Genomic DNA, 16370 nt, shown 5'->3' on the forward strand with positions numbered 1-16370 from the left:
GGTGCGCTTCCGGTTGGCTGCTGCGGGCGCATCATTCCCGTGACCTAAGCGGGGAAGCCCACCCTCAACATCCCAACCCGAGGTTTTTCAGATCATGGTCAAGATTCGCCTGTCCCGTTTCGGCTCTGCCCACAACCCCCACTACCGCATCGTGGTCACCGATTCCCGCCGTCCCCGCGACGGTGGCTACATCGAGAACCTGGGGCACTACGACCCCCGCAAGACCACCGAGAACTACCTGAAGGTCAACGCCGAGCGCGCGGCCTACTGGCTCTCCGTGGGCGCCCAGCCCACCCAGACCGCCCGCCGCCTGCTGAAGTCCCAGGGCGTCAAGGTCGCCTGAGCAAAGGCAACGAAGAGAGAGGCTCCTGCGGGGGCCTCTTTTTTTGACTTGTGGCGCGTGGCTTGTCGCTTGTAGAAAAAGAAGGTGGGCCGCATCGTCCAGCGCCTCTCACCTTCCTCTTTTCTCCACAAGCCACACGCCCTCCTCTACAATGCCCCGCATGAAGACCGACCCTGTAGACCTGACGCTGTTTCTGGCGCAGAGCGTGGTGGACCAGCCTTCGCTGGTGCGCGCTTCCCGGCGTGGACCAACCGTGATTGTGCGGGTCGGGCCGGGCGAGGAAGGCCGCCTGATCGGACGGCAGGGGCGCGTGATTCAGGCGATCCGCACGCTGGTGCGCGCGGCCAGTGACCCCCACGAGCGCGTGAACGTGGACCTCGACGCGCCGCGCAAGCCGTGAGGGGCCAGCCTTGACCGCCCCGGCCGACACGACCCGGCTGGGTCATTTCCTCGGGCCGCACGGTGTCCAGGGCGGCGTGAAGGTGTACGTGCTGGGCGACCCGCAGCAATTGCTCGCGCTGGAGCGCGTGTGGGTGGAGGGCCGGGGCTGGCTGCGGGTGCGCCGCGCCGAGGCCCTCGCGCCGGGCGTGGCCCTCCAGCTCGCGGGCATCACCAGCCGCGAGGGGGCCGAGGAACTGCGGGGCGCGAACGTGTACGCCGCCGACGCCGACCTCCCCCCGCTGGAAGCGGGCCGCTACTACTACCACGAGTTGCGCGGCCTGCCGGTCCAGGGCGCGGGCGGCGAACAGGTGGGCGAGGTCCGGGACGTCGTGGACGCGGGGCATCAGGATTTGCTGGTCGTCACGCACGCGGGCGGTGAGGGCTTCCTGCCCCTGCAAGCGCCTTACGTGGTCGTCCGCACAGGCGAAACAGGACGCCCCGCCGCCATTGCCCTGACGGAAGACGCCCCGGCGGGGCTGCTGGGCGAAGGGGTGGAGGAGTGATACCGACTTGCTCTGATTCCAGAACATCCGGGAGAGCGCCGGACGTTCTTCCATCGCCGCCAGCCGGTACTTTTTGCTGCTCGCTCCGCTCGGTTGATTCTCCCGAATCAACACAATTTGGTATGAGGCGCTGCGCGACGCAGAGGGCCGAGGCCCCCCATGCTGACCTTCTCCTTCCTCACCCTCTTTCCCGAACTGCTCGCGCCGTTCGCGTCGGAGGCCATCGTGGGGAAGGCGCGGGCGCGGGGGCTGGTGGACGTGAAGCTCGTGAACATGCGGGACTTTGCGGAGAACAAGCATCTCAAGGTGGACGACACGCCCTACGGCGGCGGCGCGGGCATGGTGATCCGGGTGGACGTGGCCGAGCGGGCACTCGCCAGCCTGCCCCCCGCCGACGAGATGATCCTGTTCACGCCCGCCGGGGAGCGGTTCACGCAGCGGACGGCGGAGGAGCTGTCCACGCGGTCGCACCTCGCCTTCCTGTGCGGGCGCTATGAGGGCTTCGACGCGCGGGTGGAAAGGCTGGCGACGCGCGAACTCAGCCTCGGGGACTTCGTGATGATGGGGGGCGAGGCGGCGGCGGCCTGCGTGCTGGAAGCGGTCGCGCGCCTGGTCCCGGGCGTTCTGGGCGACGAGGACTCGCACCGGGCGGACAGCTTTTCCAGTGGTCTGCTGGACTATCCGGAATACACCCGCCCCCCGGAGTGGCGCGGCGAGAGCGTGCCCGAAGTGCTGAAGGGCGGCAACCACGGCGCCGTCGCCCGGTGGCGGCGGGAACACGCGCTCGCGCGGACGCTGGCGCGGCGGCCCGATCTGCTCGCCAGCGCGGACCTGACGCCCCAGGACAGCGCGCACCTGCTCACGCTGGGGGTGACGCCCGAGCAACTGGCGGCGTGGGGCGCGCCTCCTCCCCCCGCGCCCAAACGTCGCCGCAAGGTCCGGGCCGACGCCGAGGGGACCTGAACCGCTAAGCCGCACGCAGGCCGAACCACACAGGCGAACAGGCACAGGGCAAAAACCACGTCCAGCCGCGTCTTCTGTATGCCTTGCTCACTTGTCGGCCGCCGAAACGGCGCACCATGACGGGAGAGATGCGTGTACCGCTGTTCCCCCTCCCGAACGTCGTGCTGTTTCCCGGACAGGTGCTTCCCCTGTACGTGTTCGAGCCGCGTTACCGGGAACTGCTGACGCGCGTGCAGACGAGCGGGGAGCCGTTCGGGATCGTGCGGATCGTGCAGCCCCGCGAGGTTTCGCCGCTGCCCTTCCACGAGCGGGTCACCCGGGTCGGCACGCTGGCGCACCTGCGGCGGTCCGAAACCCACGAGGACGGCACCAGCAGCATCCTGGTGGTGGGTGGCGAGCGGTTCAGGGTGCAGGATTTCGATCTGACGCACACGTACCTGGGGGCGGACGTGACCGTCTGGCCGCTCGCCCCCGCCCCCCTGGACCGCCCCGCCGAGGAAGCCGTCGCCCGGCGCCTCGTGTCCGATCTGATGCGCCTGCGCCCGGCCGACGCCGACGCCATCCGCGAGAGTGCCCCGCAAGACCCCCTGCTGATCGCCAGTTTCGCCGCCGCACTGCTCCCCCTCGACGCCGGGCAGCGGGAGAGGGCGCTCGAAGCCCCGACCCTCCTCGGCCGCCTGGAGACGCTCCTGGGCTTCCTGCCTGGGGATGTGCGGGTGCTGCACTGAAGGGGTCAGGAGTGAGGGGTTAGGCATCAGGAAAAGCCCTAATTCCTGACACCTGATCCCTCCCTAGAACACCACCGTCTTGTTCCCGTACACCAGCACCCGGTCTTCCACATGGGCTTTGACGGCGCGGGCGAGCACCTGGCGTTCCACGTCGCGGCCCAGGCGCATCAGGGTGTCGGGCGTCTCGCGGTGGGTCACCGGCACCACGTCCTGCGCGATGATCGGCCCGGCGTCGAGTTCTTCCGTCACGTAGTGGCTGGTCGCGCCGATCAGCTTCACGCCGCGCTGGAAGGCCGCGCGGTAGGGGTTGGCGCCGACGAAGGCGGGCAGGAAGGAGTGGTGGATGTTGATGACCGGGCGCCCGAAGTCGCGCAGGAAGTCGCCGCTGAGAATCTGCATGTAGCGGGCGAGGACGGCGAACTCTGCCCCGGCCTCCTTCAGCAGCCGCACCTGCTCAGCCTCGGCCTCGGCCTTGTTCTCCCTGGTGACGGGGACCACGTGGAAGGGAATCCCGAACATCTCCGCGTCACGGCGCAGGTCCTCGTGGTTGCTGATCACCAGGGGAATCTCCACGTTCAGTTCGCCCCGGCGCTTGCGCCACAGCAGGTCCAGAAAGCAATGGTCGTACCGGCTGACCAGAATCGCCATGCGTTTGGGTTCCGCCGTGTAGCTCAACCGCCAGTCCATCCCAAAGGGCGCGGCGACGACCGACGCGAAGGCGCGCTCGAACGGCTCGCGGGCCAGGTCCAGGCCCTCCAGATAGAACTCCATCCGCATGAAGAAGGTGCCGCCCGCCGGGTCGGTGCTGTGCTGGTCGGAGTGGATGATGTTGGCGCCGTGGTTGTGCAGGAACTGTGACACCGCCGCCACGATGCCGCCCCGGTCGGGGCAGGAGATGGTCAGGACCGCGGTATTCAGGGGGTCGAGCCGGGAGGAGGGGGCCGTCATGTCCCGGCAGGATAGCCGGTGCCCGTGGGTGCTAGGCTCGGGCGCGTGCAGACGAATCGTGAGGCGGCCTCCCCCCTGAACTACGACCCAGCGCGGCACGCGGCCCTGCTGGCCGACTACTGCCTCAGCGCGCAGCCGGGCGAGCGCCTGCTGGTCGCGGGCGGTACGGCGGCCCTGCCCCTGGTGCGCGAGGTGACGCGGGCCTTCCTGAAGCGGGGCGCACGTCCGGTGGTGCGTCTCGATTACCCCGGTCAGGACGACGACTTCGCCGCCCTCGCCGCCGACGCCGTACTGGACACCATCCACCCCGCCGACCTCGCGGACGTGGAGGCGCTGGACGGCAGCCTGCGGATTCTGACGCCGGAGCCGGGCAGCGACGGGGACGCCTCGCGCCGTGCCCGCCTGACCGCCGCCCGCGCACCTATCGCTGCCGCCCGCGCCCGGAAGAAGTGGAGCCTGACCCTCTACCCCACCCCGTATGCCGCCATGCAGGCCGGGATGACCGAGGCCGAGTTCGGCGCCTTCGTGATGCGCGCGATGTTCCTCGACCGCCCCGACCCGGTGGCCGCCTGGGGCGAGGTCCGCGAGAGGCAGGCGAGGTTGATCGAGCGCCTGAGCCGCGCCGACACCGTGCGGATCGAGGCCCCGGGCACCGACCTGACGCTGCGCGTGGGTAGGCGCACCTGGGCCAACAGCGACGGCAAGCGCAACATGCCCAGCGGCGAGGTCTTCACCGGGCCGTTGGAGGACAGCGCCGAGGGTGTCATCACCTTCACCATTCCCGCGAGCTACGGCGGGCAGATGGTACGCGGCGCCCGCCTGGTCTTCCGCGCGGGCGAGGTCGTGGAGGCCAGCGCCGAGGAAGGCGAGGATGTGTTGCGGGCGGCCCTCGCCACCGACCCCGGCGCGCGGCGGCTGGGCGAACTGGGGATCGGCACGAACGAGGGCATTCAGATACCCACCGGGAACATCCTCTTCGACGAGAAGATCGGCGGCACCGTCCACCTCGCGCTGGGCCGCTCCTATCCCGAGACGGGCGGCATGAACGCGAGCGCGATTCACTGGGACCTGATCACCGATCTGCGGCAGGGCGGACGCCTGAGCCTGGACGGGGAAGTGGTGCAGGAGGGGGGGCGGTTTGTAGGGGCAGGCTATGGGCTATGAGCAAGCCCACTGGCCTCGGCTGTCGCTTCAGCCTTCTTGCTCAAAGCTCACGGCTTATAGCTCATGGCCCGTCAATACCTATCCGATCACCTTCCGCACCGTCTCCCGCCACCCCGGCGGGTACATCACCGCGAACTGCCCCTGGTGGTCCGCCCAGACGCGCGTGAAGTCGGCGTAGCCCATCCGGACGTACCCGAGCAGCGGGTCCATCAGGTACACCTGCTGTCGGGCGTCGTCATATCCAGTCACGACGCGCCAGTGTGGGATGACCTGCGTGGCCGTGATGTGGGATTGCAGGGCGATCAGCGGCAGGCGGGCGCGGATGGCCGAGCGGACCGTCTCCAGGGAACCGCCCCGGTACAGCCGGGCCTCCATGCCGACCTGCGGCGCGAAGTCCACGATGGCCTGTGCGGTCATATACGCCCGCTCGTCGGGCCGGGTCAGGCGGCTCACGTCGGCCAGGCTGACCTTGATGCCGAAGTAGGCAAGCACCTGCGTGATGCTCGCCGGGCCGCAGGCGTTATACGTCTGGTGGACGAGCGGCATGCCGGACAGCACATACCCGGCGGGGGGCGCGGAGGCTGGGGCCGCCCGCACGCTGCCGAGCAGTGCGGCGAGGAGGAGGGGAAGCAGGAGACGCACTCAAGCAGCATGCCTCACCCCCTCTGACGGAACGTTTACCGCTGCCGCACGCCGCAACTGCCCAGCGGCACTTCCTTCCCCTGGTCCACCCGCACGAAATCGCCGGAAATGTAGGTGATCCCGGCGTCACGTGCCAGCACCCGGCAGCGGTAGATCGCCCCGGCCATGCCCGCATTCCACAGGAAGTCCGTCTCGCCCGTGCTGAGAGTCTGCACGATCATGGGCGTTCCGCCGGGGAACAGCAGACGCAGGGTCATAACCGGGTTGAGGTTGCTGCGGACCTTCACGCTGGCCTTTTCACTGCCCGCAGGAACGTCGCTGCGGTCCATGTCGTAGGTGCTGAAGCGTCCGGTCGCCACCTCGGCGCTGGTGAGCTGTCCATTGTCGTAACCCTGCGCCAGCCAGTTCTGCCCGGCGGCAAAGGGAGTCGAGCGGGACGGGCTGAGGGTACAGGCACTCAGGGTCAGCAGGAACAGGCAGGCAAGGGGGAAGCGGGCCATGCGCCCAATTTAGAGTGTGGTGGGGACGTTCAGGCGGGGAGCGGTTCCTCCTCCTCCAAAGGCGCGAACAGCACCTCCAGATCGCCCGTCGTCAGTTGCGTCGCGCTCGTGAGGCCGCCGTCCAGTACGCCTTTTGCCAGGGCCGCCTTCCGGTTCTGGAGGTCCAGAATGCGCTCCTCCACGCTGCCCGCCGCAATCAGCTTGTAGACGAAGACCGGCTTGTCCTGCCCGATGCGGTAGGCGCGGTCGGTGGCCTGGTTCTCGGCGGCGGGGTTCCACCAGGGGTCGAGGTGGATGACGGTGTCGGCGGCGGTGAGGTTCAGGCCGACGCCCCCCGCTTTCAGGCTGATCAGGAAGACGGGCACCTCGCCGTTCTGGAACCGTTGAACGGGCGTAGCGCGGTCCTTCGTCTGCCCGGTGAGCTTGGCGTAGGGGAGGTCCAACTCGCTCAGCGTGTCTTCCAGCAGCCCCAGCAGCGTGGCGAACTGCGAGAAGATCAGGATGCGGCGGCCTTCCTCCACCATCTGCGGGAGGTTCTGCGTGAGCCAGTCGAGTTTGGCGCTGCCCTTCACCTTGCGGGCGGCCTCCAGCTTGACCAGGCGCGGGTCGGTAACGGCCTGCCGTAATTTAAGCAGTGCGTCCAGAATGGCGACGGTGGAGCGGGCCAGGCCGCGCGCGTCCAGTTCCTCGCGCACCCTTTCGAGCATGGTTACGCGCACCGTCTCGTAGAGGTCCCGCTGGTCACCGTCGAGCGTCACACGGACCGGAATCTCGGTCTTGGGCGGGAGCTCCTTTGCCACGTCGCGTTTCTCGCGGCGCAGGATGAAGGGCTTCACGCGGGCGGCGAGGGCGGCCTGGCGGGCGCGGTCGCCCTGCTTCTCAATCGGGGTGCGGTACAGCTCGCGGAAGGTCTTCTCGTCGTGCAGCAGGCCCGGCGTCAGGAAGTTGAACTGTGACCACAGCTCGCCCAGATGGTTTTCGAGGGGCGTCCCGGTCAGGGCGAGGCGGTGACGGGCCTTCAAAGCCCCCGCCGCCTTCGCCGCTGCGCTCTTCGGATTCTTGATGTTCTGCGCCTCGTCCAGCACGAGGAGATGGAACTCGTGTTCGCGGAGTTGGTCAACATCGCGCGGCAGCAGCGGGTAGGTGGACAGCACGAGGTCGTATTCAGGAATGCGGGCAAAGTCGGCCTTGCGGGCGGGGCCGTGCAGGGTCAGGACTTTCAGGCCGGGCGTGAAGCGGGCCGCCTCGGCGCGCCAGTTGCTCAGGACGCTCGTTGGCGCAACGACCAGGCTGGGGCGGTCGGCGCGTCCCGCTTCCTTCTCGGTCTGGAGGTGGGCGAGGGTTTGGGCAGTTTTGCCTAAACCCATGTCGTCCGCCAGAATCCCGCCCAGGTCGTACTCGCGCAGGAATTGCAGCCACGCGAGGCCTTGCTGCTGGTAGGGGCGCAGGTTGGCGTTCAGACCGGCGGGCGGCGTGATCTCCTTCACGCCCTGAAAGGAACGCAGGCGGCGGCCCAGTTCGAGCAAGCGGTCGGCCCCCAGCCAGCGCGCGTGCAGCGCCTCGTCCAGCATCGCGAGGCGGGCGGCGTCCAGAATCGGCAGGCGCAGTGGGCCGTCCGGCAGTTCGCGCAGGTGCAGTTCCACCAGCACGCTGAGGATCGCGCGGACGCGGCCAGCGGGAAGCGGCAGGCGGCGGCCATCCGGCAACCGGGCCGTGATCAGGTCGTCGTCCTTCAGCGCGGCGAGGGCTTCGGGCGTGAAGAGTTCGGGATGTTCGGCAATCAGCGAGACGAGGATGGGAATCAGGCTGTGCCGCTGCCCGTCCACGATGACGCCCAGTTCGAGCGTGAACCAGCCGCCTTCTTCCTCGGCCTCGCCGTACCAGTCCTCGACTTCGGCAAAGCGGTAGGGGAAGCTGGGGTCCAGCTCCACGCGGAAGCCTTTGGCCTCCAGCTTCGGCATTTCCGCTGTCAGGAAGCGTTGCCAGTCGGCCTCGTTAGCGAAGGTGTAGAGGGCCTGCGCCTGGGGGTGGCGGATGTGGTCGCCGCGCGGTTGCAGGGTCTGGAGGCGCTTGAGGCCCGTCCGGGTCACCTGGCCGCTGGCCTTCTTCTCGGCGGCGGGGTCCCGGGAGGCCAGGTGCAGGACACCATCCACGTAGTTCTGCCGCTCCAGGTCGAGCGGCTTGCCGTCGTAATGGTGGGCGAGGTGGGCGACGCCCAGGCGTTCCAAGGAGGTGACCCGGCGCCAGCCCTGACGGCGGCTCACCTCCACCGGCTCCTCACGCAGGGTCAGGACCGGCCGGTACTTCAGGGGAGCACGGATCGTGCGGACCGGGCGGGGCGTGGGCACGTCCAGCCCCGGAAAACTCTCGCGCAGGGCACGCGCGAAACTGGCCGCCTGCGCGGGGGGACGGGTGGCACGCCCAGGAAGGCGTCCTCCAATGCGGGCGGGAGCGCCGAGGTCAGGCGGCCCAGGGTTCCCGCCGCCTCGTCCACGTACCAGCGGGGCGAGACGGGCAGCACGCGCACGCCTTCCGGCAGCGCCAGCGTGGGCCGCTGCACGCCGCCCGCGTCCATCTCCCAGGCGTAGGTGACTGGCTGCCCGGGGCCGGGGCGCAGCGGTTCGCTCCTCCCTGCCCAGTACAGCCGCCCGGTGTCCAGCAGGCGCGTCAGCAGCGTGTCGGTGAGGGGGTGGTTGCCCAGGAACCACGTCTCCTCGCCGCCCTGCACGCCGCTCTCGGCCCCCAGCGCGAGCAGTTGCAGCACGTCGCGGTCGGGGCGGGCATAACGGGGCAGGCTTTTGGCATCGGCGGCCCCGTGCGACCAGCGCAGGGCGTGCGGGAGCGGATACACCGCGAGGCGGGAAAGGTGACCGTTCCGCAGGCCCGTCCGCCACACCCGCAGGGTCAGCACCTCGCGGGCCGAGCGGGCGCGCACCTGCACGTCCAGCTCAAAGCGCAGCGGCGTTTCGGCGGGTTCCGGCCTGCCGCCCAGGTCCGCCGCGTAGCTCAGCCAACTTCGCAGCGGACTGGCGAGGGGCGGGAGGGGGCCAGTGTCCTCTTCCGCTTCGGATTCGGGAGAAGGTGGGACGGGTTCGGGCAACCGTTCGGCCTCCTCCGTCTCCCCTTCGGCCGCTGCCAGCGCCCGTTCCAGCGTGGGGTTCAGCAGCACGCGGGCGAGGTGGGGACAGCCCTTCTGGCCGCAGCCGCACTCGCCGCCGGTGAAGATGCCCTCGCCGCTGAGCATGAAGCTCTGGCGGTAGATGCGCCCCGCCTCCTTCACCTGCGACTGGCCCCTGTAGCCGAAGCGGGTCCGGGTGAGGCCCAGGTCGGTCACCGCCTTCACGTTCAGCCGCAGCGCCGCGCTGACAGCGGGCATGGAGAAGAAGGCCGGGGGACGCGCTTGAGGTCCATCCTTACACCCGAGTCAGGTCTTTGGGCAGTGGCAGGAACTCGATCTCGGGGTGCTGCTCGGCGGTGTACTCCAGGTCGTAGCGGCTGCGGAAGAGCATCACCGGGCGGCCCTGGTCGTCCTCCACGTGCCGGGCGAAGCGGGCCACACTGCCCGCGTCCCCGGCCAGCCAGCGCACCAGTTGGTAGCCGGTCACGTGGAGCTCCACGTCCACGCCGTACTCCTCCTGCAAGCGGGCCTGGAAGACCTCGAACTGGAGGGGGCCGACCGCGCCCAGGTAGGGATCACGCGCGCCGTCGGTGGGGTAGAAGACCTGCACCACGCCTTCCTCGGCGAGTTGCGTCAGGCCCTTCATGAACGCCTTGCGCTTGCCCACGTCCTTGAGGGCAATGGTGGCGAAGGTTTCGGGTGTGAAACGCGGGAAGCTGGGCAGCGTCACCTTGGGGTCCACGCTCACCACGTCCCCGATCTGGAACACGCCGGGATTGACCAGACCCACGATGTCGCCGGGGTACGCTTCCTCCACCTTCTCGCGGTCCTGCGCGAAGAGGGTGTGGGCCTGCGAGAGCCGCAGCTTGCGCCCGGTGCGGGTGTGGGTCACGTCCATGCCGCGCTCGAAGTGACCGCTGATCACGCGCATGAAGGCGGTGCGGTCGCGGTGTGCCCGGCTCATGTTGGCCTGGAGCTTGAACACGAAGCCCGCGAAAGGCGCGTCCGGGTCGCGTTCGCCCAGGTTCGTCAGGGCCGGGCCAGGCGGCGGCGCGAGGTCCACGAAGTGGCTCAGGAAGTGCTCGACGCCGAAATTGTTCATCGCGGAGCCGAAGAAGACCGGGGTGAGTTCGCCCGACAGGAACGCGCCCGCGTCGAACTCGGGCATCGCGCCCTGGATCAGTTCCACGTCCTCGCGCAGCTTGGCGGCGAGGTCGGAGCCGACGAGGTCCACCAGCTTGGGGTCGTCCAGCCCCGCCGTCTGCACGGGCGCGCGGTGCTTGCCGCCCGACGTGCGCTCGAAGGCGAGCACCTGCCCGGTCTGGAGGTCGTACACGCCCTTGAAGTCCGGTCCGTCGCCAATCGGCCAGGTGAGGGGCACGGCGGTGATTTTCAGCGTGTTCTCGACCTGGGCGAGCAGCTCGAAGGGGTCCTGCGCGGGGCGGTCCATCTTGTTCACGAAGGTGAGGATCGGAATCCCGCGGTTGCGGCACACCGCGAAGAGCTTTTCCGTCTGCGACTGCACGCCGCGCGCCGCGTCCAGCACCATCAGGGCAGAGTCGGCGGCGGTGAGCGTCCGGTAGGTGTCCTCGCTGAAGTCCTGGTGGCCGGGCGTGTCGAGCAGGTTGATGTGCCGCCCGGCATACTCGAAGGTCAGCGCGGAGGAGGAGATGGAAATGCCGCGCTGCTGCTCGATGCTCATCCAGTCGGACTTGGTGTGCGAGCGGCCTTCCTTGGCGGTGACGCTGCCCGCCTCCTGAATGGCGCCTCCGTACAGCAGCAGCTTTTCCGTGATGGTGGTCTTCCCGGCGTCCGGGTGGGAGATGATGGCGAAGGTCCTTCGGCGGGCGATTTCGTGGTCGAGTTGGGCAGTGGGGATGGTCATGGCCGTACTCCTGAGAAAAGGGTCCTGCGGGCAGGGGGAGGCGCCCGGCTTGGGAAAAGGCAAGGAAAAACGCGGCACCTGCGACTCGCGCTACGGGGGCGGGAGGAGGTACGTCATCCCTATATGATACCGCAGCGGACGGCGGGGCAGGGCTTCAGGCGAAGGCGGCCAGTGCGGCGTCCAGCGTCCCCAGGCGCGTCTCGATCAACCGCTGTGGGTCGCGGTTGTAGCCTCCAGCCATCACGGTGACGAGGGGCGTCCCCGCTTGCGCGGCCCAGCGAAAGACGCGGTCATCCCGCTCACGGACCCCGGCGGGCGTCAGCGCCAGGCGGCCCAGTTGGTCCCCCTCCAGCACGTCGGCCCCGGCCAGATAGAAGGCGAAATCCGGGCGGAAGGCGTGGACGGCAGGCATCACCACCTCATCGAGTGCGGCGAGGTAAGCCTCGTCCCCGGTGCCGTCGGGCAGGGCCACGTCCAGGCCGCTGCGCTCCTTCTGGAAGGGGTAGTTGTTCGCGCCGTGGACGCTGACGGTGAAGGCGCGGGCCTCGTCCGCCAGCAGCGCCGCCGTCCCGTTGCCCTGATGCACGTCGAGATCGAGCATCAGGATGCAGCGGGCGTGGCCGTGGTCGAGGAGCCAGCGCGTGCTGATGACCACGTCGTTCAGGAAGGAGAAGCCTTCCGCGCGGTCCCGGTAGGCGTGATGCGTCCCGCCGCCCAGGTTCAGACCCAGGCCGCGGGCGAGGGCGTCCCGCGTGGCGGCCAGGGTCGCGCCGCTGGAGAGCAGGCCGCGCTCCACGACGGCCTCGTTCCAGGGAAACCCCAGCGCACGTTCCTCCGCGCGCGTGACCTCGCCCTGCCGCCAGCGGGCGAGGTAGGCGGGGTCATGCACCCGCTCGGCGTGTGCCCAGTCCAGCCGGGGGGCGTCCAGCAGGGGCAATCTCGCCCCGGCTCCAGCGAGAAGCTGCTCCACGAACTCGCGCGGGAGAAACTGCCGCCGGGGCGGCGGCCCTGCCGCGTACGCCGCGCGGCGAAAGGCGGTCCAGGCGCGGGGGAAGGGGGAGGGCATGGGGTCAGGGTAGAGCGTGCAGGCGATGGGTGGGGAGCGTTCAGCTCTCAGCTTCTTCGGCTGAACGTTGACGGCTGACCGCTTAGGACTGACGCGAAACGCGGTTCTCGGCGGCAGAGGGAAATCGCGTTTTCTCGCACTGGGACGGCTGGGCCGTCCACCCCCCTCCCAACCTCCCCCGCAAGGGGGGACTCGCAGAGCTGCTTGCAGAGGGGTAAAAAACCTTGTACACACGCACTCGTCTTTTGAATTGCGTCAGTCCTAAGCTGACGGCTGACCACTGAAAGCTTCTTTAAACTGCTGCCATGAATCCCCTGATGCAGCGCCTCGGCCTGCGTGTTCCCATCATCCAGGCTCCGATGGCGGGCGGGCCGACCACACCCCAACTCGTGGCGGCGGTATCACAGGCGGGCGGGCTGGGGAGCCTGGGGGCCGCCTACCTGACCCCAACACAGATTCGGGAGGCGGGGGCGGCGGTGCGTGCGCTCACGGCACGACCATTCGCGGTGAATCTGTTCGTGCCGGAGCCCCTCCCGGCCCTGACGGAGGCGGAGGTCGCGGCGGCGGTGGCCGACCTCGCGCCGCTGCACACGGAACTGGACCTGCCCCCACCTACGCTGCCGGAGCGCGTGCGGGAGGACTTCGCCGGGCAGTTTGAGGCGGTGCTGGAGGTGCGGCCCGCCGTCTTCTCCTTCACCTTCGGGCGGCTGGGACGGGCAGAGGTGGCGGCCCTGCAAGCGGTAGAAATACTGGTCATCGGCACGGCGACCGGCGTGGAGGAGGCCCGCGCCCTGGCAACAGACAGCGTGGACGCGGTCGTCGTGCAGGGCGGCGCGGCAGGCGGGCACCGGGGAGGCTGGCTGCGGGACGAACTCGCGGACACGCTGGCCCTGACACGGGCAGTGGTGGAGGCAACAACCATTCCAGTCATCGCGGCGGGCGGCCTGATGACTGCGGCGGACGTGCACGCGGCACTGGACGCCGGAGCCAGCCTCGCCCAGTGCGGCACCGCCTTTCTGCGAGCGGCGGAGGCGGGCACGTCTGCGCCCTACCGTGCCGCCCTCGCCGCCGCGCAACCCGGTCAGACGGTCCTCACGCGGGCCTTCTCGGGGCGCACCGCACGTGGCCTCGCCAACCGGGTCACGGCAGAGGTCCGGCGGCCTCTCCCCTACCCGTACCAGAACGCGCTGACGCGAGAACTTCGCGCCGCCGCGGCCAGGGCGGGCCAGACCGGGTTCCTGAGCCTCTGGGCGGGTGAGGGCGCACACCGGGGACGGGAAGGCACGGCGGCGGAGATTCTGGGGGACCTGTGGCCGGAGTAACCCTGCGCCCCCTGCGTCCCGGCGACGAGGAAGCCGCCGTGCGCTGGGCCGCCGACCCGGAGTTCTGCCTGGTGGCGGGGTGGACGGTCGGCCTCGCGCCCCGCAAGGTCCGGGAACACTGGAGGCGCCTGAGGGCCGGGGCCGGGCCGGACTTTCTGCGGCTGGGCGTGGAACGGGACGGACGGCTGGTCGGGTACGTGGACCTGGCAGACCTCACCCCAGTTTCCGGCGAATTCGGCATCGCCATTGGCGAGCGGGCGCTATGGGGCCGGGGCGTGGGCGCGGAGGCGGGACGGCTGCTGCTGGCCCACGCCTTCGGCACGCTAGGCCTGCACACCGTCACCGCCGAGGTTCACGCGCCCAACCTCCGCTCGCGCGCGCTGATGCGGCGGCTGGGGTTCCGCGAAGTCGGGCAGGGTGGGCCGGACAGGTACCGGGGTGAGCTGGTGGAGACGGTGTGGTACGCCCTCAATAGAGGCCAATTTGCTTTAATTTCTGCTAACTGTTGACATTTAGTGATAGATAATGCAAGATAACGCCACCTGAGGAGAGGTGGCACAATCAGCCTATGGATGAAGTCCTGACGCTGGAGGAACTGGCCGCCTACCTGAAGGTAAGTGAGACGACCGCCTACGCGCTGGTGCGGGGTGGGGAGATTCCCGGGCGCAAGGTCGGGCGCGAGTGGCGCTTCCTCAAGGCGCGTGTGGTGGACTGGCTGATGAAGGCCGGAACGGAGGACGCCATGGAACAGAGCGGCACGGTGCGGCGCGACGAGCTGGGCGGCGAGTACAAGGTGGAAGGCGGGCAGGAGTACGTGGCCCTGTGGCTGCCGATGACCCGTGAGGAGAAGGCCGCGCAGCTCGAAAAGGCGGTGCGCGAAGGCGTGAACGTCAGCGAGCTGGTGGCGGACTACCTGCGGGACTGGGCGCAGGCGTAATCCAGCAGCAAGAAGGGCCGTCCTGCACCTGGGGCGGCCCTGTTCCGTTTTCCCGGCACGCCGCCGTATCCCCCCCCCATTCGGCCAGGCGGTACGCCCAACCATTCGCCCGGCGTGTTTTCGGAGCGCGCGCCGCACCATAGGGGCATGACGAACTTCAGTGACATTTCGGCAGGCATCGCGGACGCCGCGCAATCGGCGGGAAACAGTGTGGTGACGGTGGTAGGCGGCGGTCCGGTCAGCGGCACGGTGATTGCGGACGGTCAGGTGTTGACGGTCGCGCACGTCCTGCACGGTGACGAGGTGAGGGTGTGGACGGCGGACGGCCAGGAACGCCCCGGGACCGTGCTGGGCCGTGACCCGGTGACGGACCTCGCCCTGGTGCGGGTGGAGGGGCTGAATGTGACGCCCTTTACGCCGAGCGCGGGGGCGCGGCCGGGCGAACTGCTGCTCGCGGTGGGCCGCCCACCGCACGGCCTCCAGGTGACCCTGGGCCTGATGGAGCGGGAAGAGGCGCCCGAGCGTGGCCCGCTGCGCGGCTGGCTGGAGGCCGGGGCCGCGCCGTTCCGGGGCGTGTCGGGCGGCGCGCTGGTGGACGCACGCGGCGGTCTGGTCGGGGTGCTGAACGCGGGCCTGAGACGGGGCACGCTGCTGGCCGTCCCGGTCGCCCGCGCCCTGAAGGCCGCCGAGGCACTCGCCGCCCACGGCCGGATGCCGCGCGGCTACCTGGGGCTGGCGACGCAGCCCGTCCACTTCCCCGACCCGGCGCAGGCCGAGCAGGGGCAGGCCGACCAGTGGGACGAAGCCCGGCGTGGCAGACCCGGCCCGCACCGCCACGGGCCGCAAGGCTGGGGACCGGACCAGCGGGGGCCGTGGGCGCGCGGGGGCCGGGGCGGGCCCTGGGGCCGGGGACCGCGTGGCCGGGGCGGCAGGGTCGGCCTGACCGTCGTGCAGGTGGAAGACGGCAGCCCCGCCGCGCAGGCCGGGTTGCTGGTCGGGGACGTGGTGCTGGCCCTGGACGGCGAGGCCCTGCGCGACCCGCGCGAACTGCTGGAGCGCGTGCGTGAGCGGGCCGGGGAGACGCTCAGCCTGCGCGTGCTGCGCGGCGGGCAGGAGACGGACCTGACCGTGACGGTGGGAGAACGCTGAGCCGCATGGCCCCCGCGCCCGCTTCCCCGGTAGCATCGGCCATGGTGCCCGCTTCCACGCTCCCGACCGTGCAACTGGCCCTGCTCTCGCCGCTGGTCGGGGCAGGCATCCGGGCGCTGCTGGCGGGCGTGGGCGTGAGGGTCGTGGAGGAGGGCGGGGCCGTGCTGGTCGTGGACGACGCCTGGCTGGGGCGCGGCGCCGAACTCGCGGAGGCCGGGGCGGTGGTCGCGGTCGGCTCGGTCGCCTGGGCGGGGGTGCTCCCGGAGGTCGCCTCCGGCGGCTGGGCGGCCCTGCCCGCCGACGCGACGCCCGCCGAACTGCTCGCCGGAGTCCTGGGGGCGTCGGCGGGCCTCGCGGTGCTGCCGCCCACGCTGCTGCCCCCTCCCCCCCTGAGCACCGAGGAGGACGAAGAGGAGAACCTCCCCCTGGCCGCTGGCGTGACCCTGACCCCACGCGAGCGGGACGTGCTGGCCCTGCTGGCCGAGGGCCTGAGCAACAAGCGGGCCGCCCGCGAACTGGGCGTGACCGAGAGCACCGTCAAGTTCCACGTGCAGGCCGTCTACTCGAAGCTCGGCGTGCAGAGCCGCGCCGGGGCCGTAACGCGGGGCATTCAGCTTGGCCTGCTGAGCGTATAGCGCGTACCCTGCCCCATGCGCCTCAA

At 70.0% G+C, this 16370-nt stretch carries 18 protein-coding genes; 11 read left to right on the plus strand and 7 right to left on the minus strand.

What is annotated here, in order from left to right:
• The first annotated feature begins 94 nt into the window (after positions 1-94).
• The 5 genes from rpsP to E5F05_RS15485 all read left to right on the plus strand — a co-directional run bounded on the left by rpsP (position 95) and on the right by E5F05_RS15485 (position 2978).
• Positions 95-343, plus strand: a complete 249-nt coding sequence (rpsP, locus tag E5F05_RS15460; RefSeq protein ID WP_129119538.1) for a 30S ribosomal protein S16 — start codon at positions 95-97, stop codon at positions 341-343.
• A gap of 160 nt (positions 344-503) precedes the next feature.
• The gene (locus tag E5F05_RS15465; protein WP_164973505.1) at positions 504-743 is read left to right on the plus strand and encodes a KH domain-containing protein; all 240 of its coding nucleotides are present in this window, start codon (positions 504-506) and stop codon (positions 741-743) included.
• A 10-nt stretch (positions 744-753) separates the two neighbouring features.
• Entirely contained in the window at positions 754-1287 is a 534-nt protein-coding gene (gene rimM, locus E5F05_RS15470) for a ribosome maturation factor RimM (RefSeq protein ID WP_129119540.1), read from the plus strand.
• Between the two features lie 159 nt (positions 1288-1446).
• Positions 1447-2250 (plus strand): tRNA (guanosine(37)-N1)-methyltransferase TrmD, encoded by an 804-nt coding sequence (trmD, locus tag E5F05_RS15480; RefSeq protein ID WP_129119541.1) that lies wholly within the window; start codon positions 1447-1449, stop codon positions 2248-2250.
• Between the two features lie 128 nt (positions 2251-2378).
• On the plus strand, positions 2379-2978 hold the full coding sequence (locus E5F05_RS15485; protein WP_129119542.1) for an LON peptidase substrate-binding domain-containing protein: 600 nt from the start codon (positions 2379-2381) through the stop codon (positions 2976-2978).
• Between the two features lie 63 nt (positions 2979-3041).
• Here E5F05_RS15485 and purU read toward each other — a convergent pair whose 3' ends face one another.
• Positions 3042-3926, minus strand: coding sequence for a formyltetrahydrofolate deformylase (purU, locus tag E5F05_RS15490; protein WP_129119543.1), 885 nt, complete (start codon positions 3924-3926; stop codon positions 3042-3044).
• A gap of 45 nt (positions 3927-3971) precedes the next feature.
• On the opposite strand from purU, the gene E5F05_RS15495 reads away from it, so the two are divergent.
• On the plus strand, positions 3972-5090 hold the full coding sequence (locus E5F05_RS15495; RefSeq protein WP_164973506.1) for an aminopeptidase: 1119 nt from the start codon (positions 3972-3974) through the stop codon (positions 5088-5090).
• 78 nt (positions 5091-5168) lie between these two features.
• On the opposite strand, the gene E5F05_RS15500 is transcribed toward E5F05_RS15495, so the two are convergent.
• The 6 genes from E5F05_RS15500 to E5F05_RS15520 all read right to left on the minus strand — a co-directional run bounded on the left by E5F05_RS15500 (position 5169) and on the right by E5F05_RS15520 (position 12301).
• Positions 5169-5732, minus strand: a complete 564-nt coding sequence (locus E5F05_RS15500; RefSeq protein WP_129119544.1) for a C39 family peptidase — start codon at positions 5730-5732, stop codon at positions 5169-5171.
• Between the two features lie 35 nt (positions 5733-5767).
• Positions 5768-6232 (minus strand): hypothetical protein, encoded by a 465-nt coding sequence (locus E5F05_RS15505; protein WP_129119545.1) that lies wholly within the window; start codon positions 6230-6232, stop codon positions 5768-5770.
• Positions 6233-6261: 29 nt separating this feature from the next.
• On the minus strand, positions 6262-8580 hold the full coding sequence (locus tag E5F05_RS15510) for a DEAD/DEAH box helicase (RefSeq protein WP_244944497.1): 2319 nt from the start codon (positions 8578-8580) through the stop codon (positions 6262-6264).
• A complete protein-coding gene (locus E5F05_RS21710; RefSeq protein WP_244944498.1) occupies positions 8538-9608 on the minus strand; it encodes a hypothetical protein in 1071 nt (356 codons plus the stop codon). The genes E5F05_RS15510 and E5F05_RS21710 overlap by 43 nt, the downstream gene beginning before the upstream one ends.
• 37 nt (positions 9609-9645) lie before the next feature.
• Entirely contained in the window at positions 9646-11235 is a 1590-nt protein-coding gene (locus E5F05_RS15515; RefSeq protein ID WP_129119547.1) for a peptide chain release factor 3, read from the minus strand.
• Between the two features lie 154 nt (positions 11236-11389).
• A complete protein-coding gene (locus tag E5F05_RS15520) occupies positions 11390-12301 on the minus strand; it encodes a histone deacetylase family protein (RefSeq protein ID WP_129119548.1) in 912 nt (303 codons plus the stop codon).
• 305 nt (positions 12302-12606) lie between these two features.
• Between E5F05_RS15520 and E5F05_RS15525 the strand changes: the two genes are divergently transcribed.
• The 5 genes from E5F05_RS15525 to E5F05_RS21950 all read left to right on the plus strand — a co-directional run bounded on the left by E5F05_RS15525 (position 12607) and on the right by E5F05_RS21950 (position 16344).
• The gene (locus E5F05_RS15525) at positions 12607-13623 is read left to right on the plus strand and encodes an NAD(P)H-dependent flavin oxidoreductase (protein ID WP_129119549.1); all 1017 of its coding nucleotides are present in this window, start codon (positions 12607-12609) and stop codon (positions 13621-13623) included.
• Positions 13611-14132: a GNAT family N-acetyltransferase gene (locus tag E5F05_RS15530; protein WP_129119550.1), complete on the plus strand. Its 522-nt coding sequence runs from the start codon at positions 13611-13613 to the stop codon at positions 14130-14132. The genes E5F05_RS15525 and E5F05_RS15530 overlap by 13 nt, the downstream gene beginning before the upstream one ends.
• Before the next feature lie 59 nt (positions 14133-14191).
• Positions 14192-14560, plus strand: coding sequence for a helix-turn-helix domain-containing protein (locus E5F05_RS15535; RefSeq protein ID WP_129119551.1), 369 nt, complete (start codon positions 14192-14194; stop codon positions 14558-14560).
• Positions 14561-14707: 147 nt separating this feature from the next.
• Positions 14708-15709 carry a S1C family serine protease gene (locus tag E5F05_RS15540; RefSeq protein ID WP_129119552.1) on the plus strand — a complete coding sequence of 334 codons (1002 nt, stop codon included), beginning with the start codon at positions 14708-14710 and terminating at the stop codon, positions 15707-15709.
• Between the two features lie 41 nt (positions 15710-15750).
• Entirely contained in the window at positions 15751-16344 is a 594-nt protein-coding gene (locus E5F05_RS21950; RefSeq protein WP_129119553.1) for a helix-turn-helix transcriptional regulator, read from the plus strand.
• Positions 16345-16370: the final 26 nt, after the last annotated feature.

Origin of the sequence: Deinococcus metallilatus, from assembly GCF_004758605.1 — a bacterium.
In the GTDB taxonomy this organism is placed as follows: domain Bacteria; phylum Deinococcota; class Deinococci; order Deinococcales; family Deinococcaceae; genus Deinococcus; species Deinococcus metallilatus.

Excerpts from the sequence above, each read along its gene's own strand:
- rpsP (WP_129119538.1), top strand. The coding sequence starts at position 95 with ATGGTCAAGATTCGCCTGTCCCGTTTCGGCTCTGCCCACAACCCCCAC.
- E5F05_RS15465 (WP_164973505.1), top strand. The coding sequence starts at position 504 with ATGAAGACCGACCCTGTAGACCTGACGCTGTTTCTGGCGCAGAGCGTG.
- trmD (WP_129119541.1), top strand. The coding sequence starts at position 1,447 with ATGCTGACCTTCTCCTTCCTCACCCTCTTTCCCGAACTGCTCGCGCCG.
- E5F05_RS15485 (WP_129119542.1), top strand. The coding sequence starts at position 2,379 with ATGCGTGTACCGCTGTTCCCCCTCCCGAACGTCGTGCTGTTTCCCGGA.
- purU (WP_129119543.1), bottom strand. The coding sequence starts at position 3,926 with ATGACGGCCCCCTCCTCCCGGCTCGACCCCCTGAATACCGCGGTCCTG.
- E5F05_RS15505 (WP_129119545.1), bottom strand. The coding sequence starts at position 6,232 with ATGGCCCGCTTCCCCCTTGCCTGCCTGTTCCTGCTGACCCTGAGTGCC.
- E5F05_RS21710 (WP_244944498.1), bottom strand. The coding sequence starts at position 9,608 with ATGCCCGCTGTCAGCGCGGCGCTGCGGCTGAACGTGAAGGCGGTGACC.
- E5F05_RS15515 (WP_129119547.1), bottom strand. The coding sequence starts at position 11,235 with ATGACCATCCCCACTGCCCAACTCGACCACGAAATCGCCCGCCGAAGG.
- E5F05_RS15520 (WP_129119548.1), bottom strand. The coding sequence starts at position 12,301 with ATGCCCTCCCCCTTCCCCCGCGCCTGGACCGCCTTTCGCCGCGCGGCG.
- E5F05_RS15525 (WP_129119549.1), top strand. The coding sequence starts at position 12,607 with ATGAATCCCCTGATGCAGCGCCTCGGCCTGCGTGTTCCCATCATCCAG.
- E5F05_RS15535 (WP_129119551.1), top strand. The coding sequence starts at position 14,192 with ATGGATGAAGTCCTGACGCTGGAGGAACTGGCCGCCTACCTGAAGGTA.
- E5F05_RS15540 (WP_129119552.1), top strand. The coding sequence starts at position 14,708 with ATGACGAACTTCAGTGACATTTCGGCAGGCATCGCGGACGCCGCGCAA.
- E5F05_RS21950 (WP_129119553.1), top strand. The coding sequence starts at position 15,751 with ATGGTGCCCGCTTCCACGCTCCCGACCGTGCAACTGGCCCTGCTCTCG.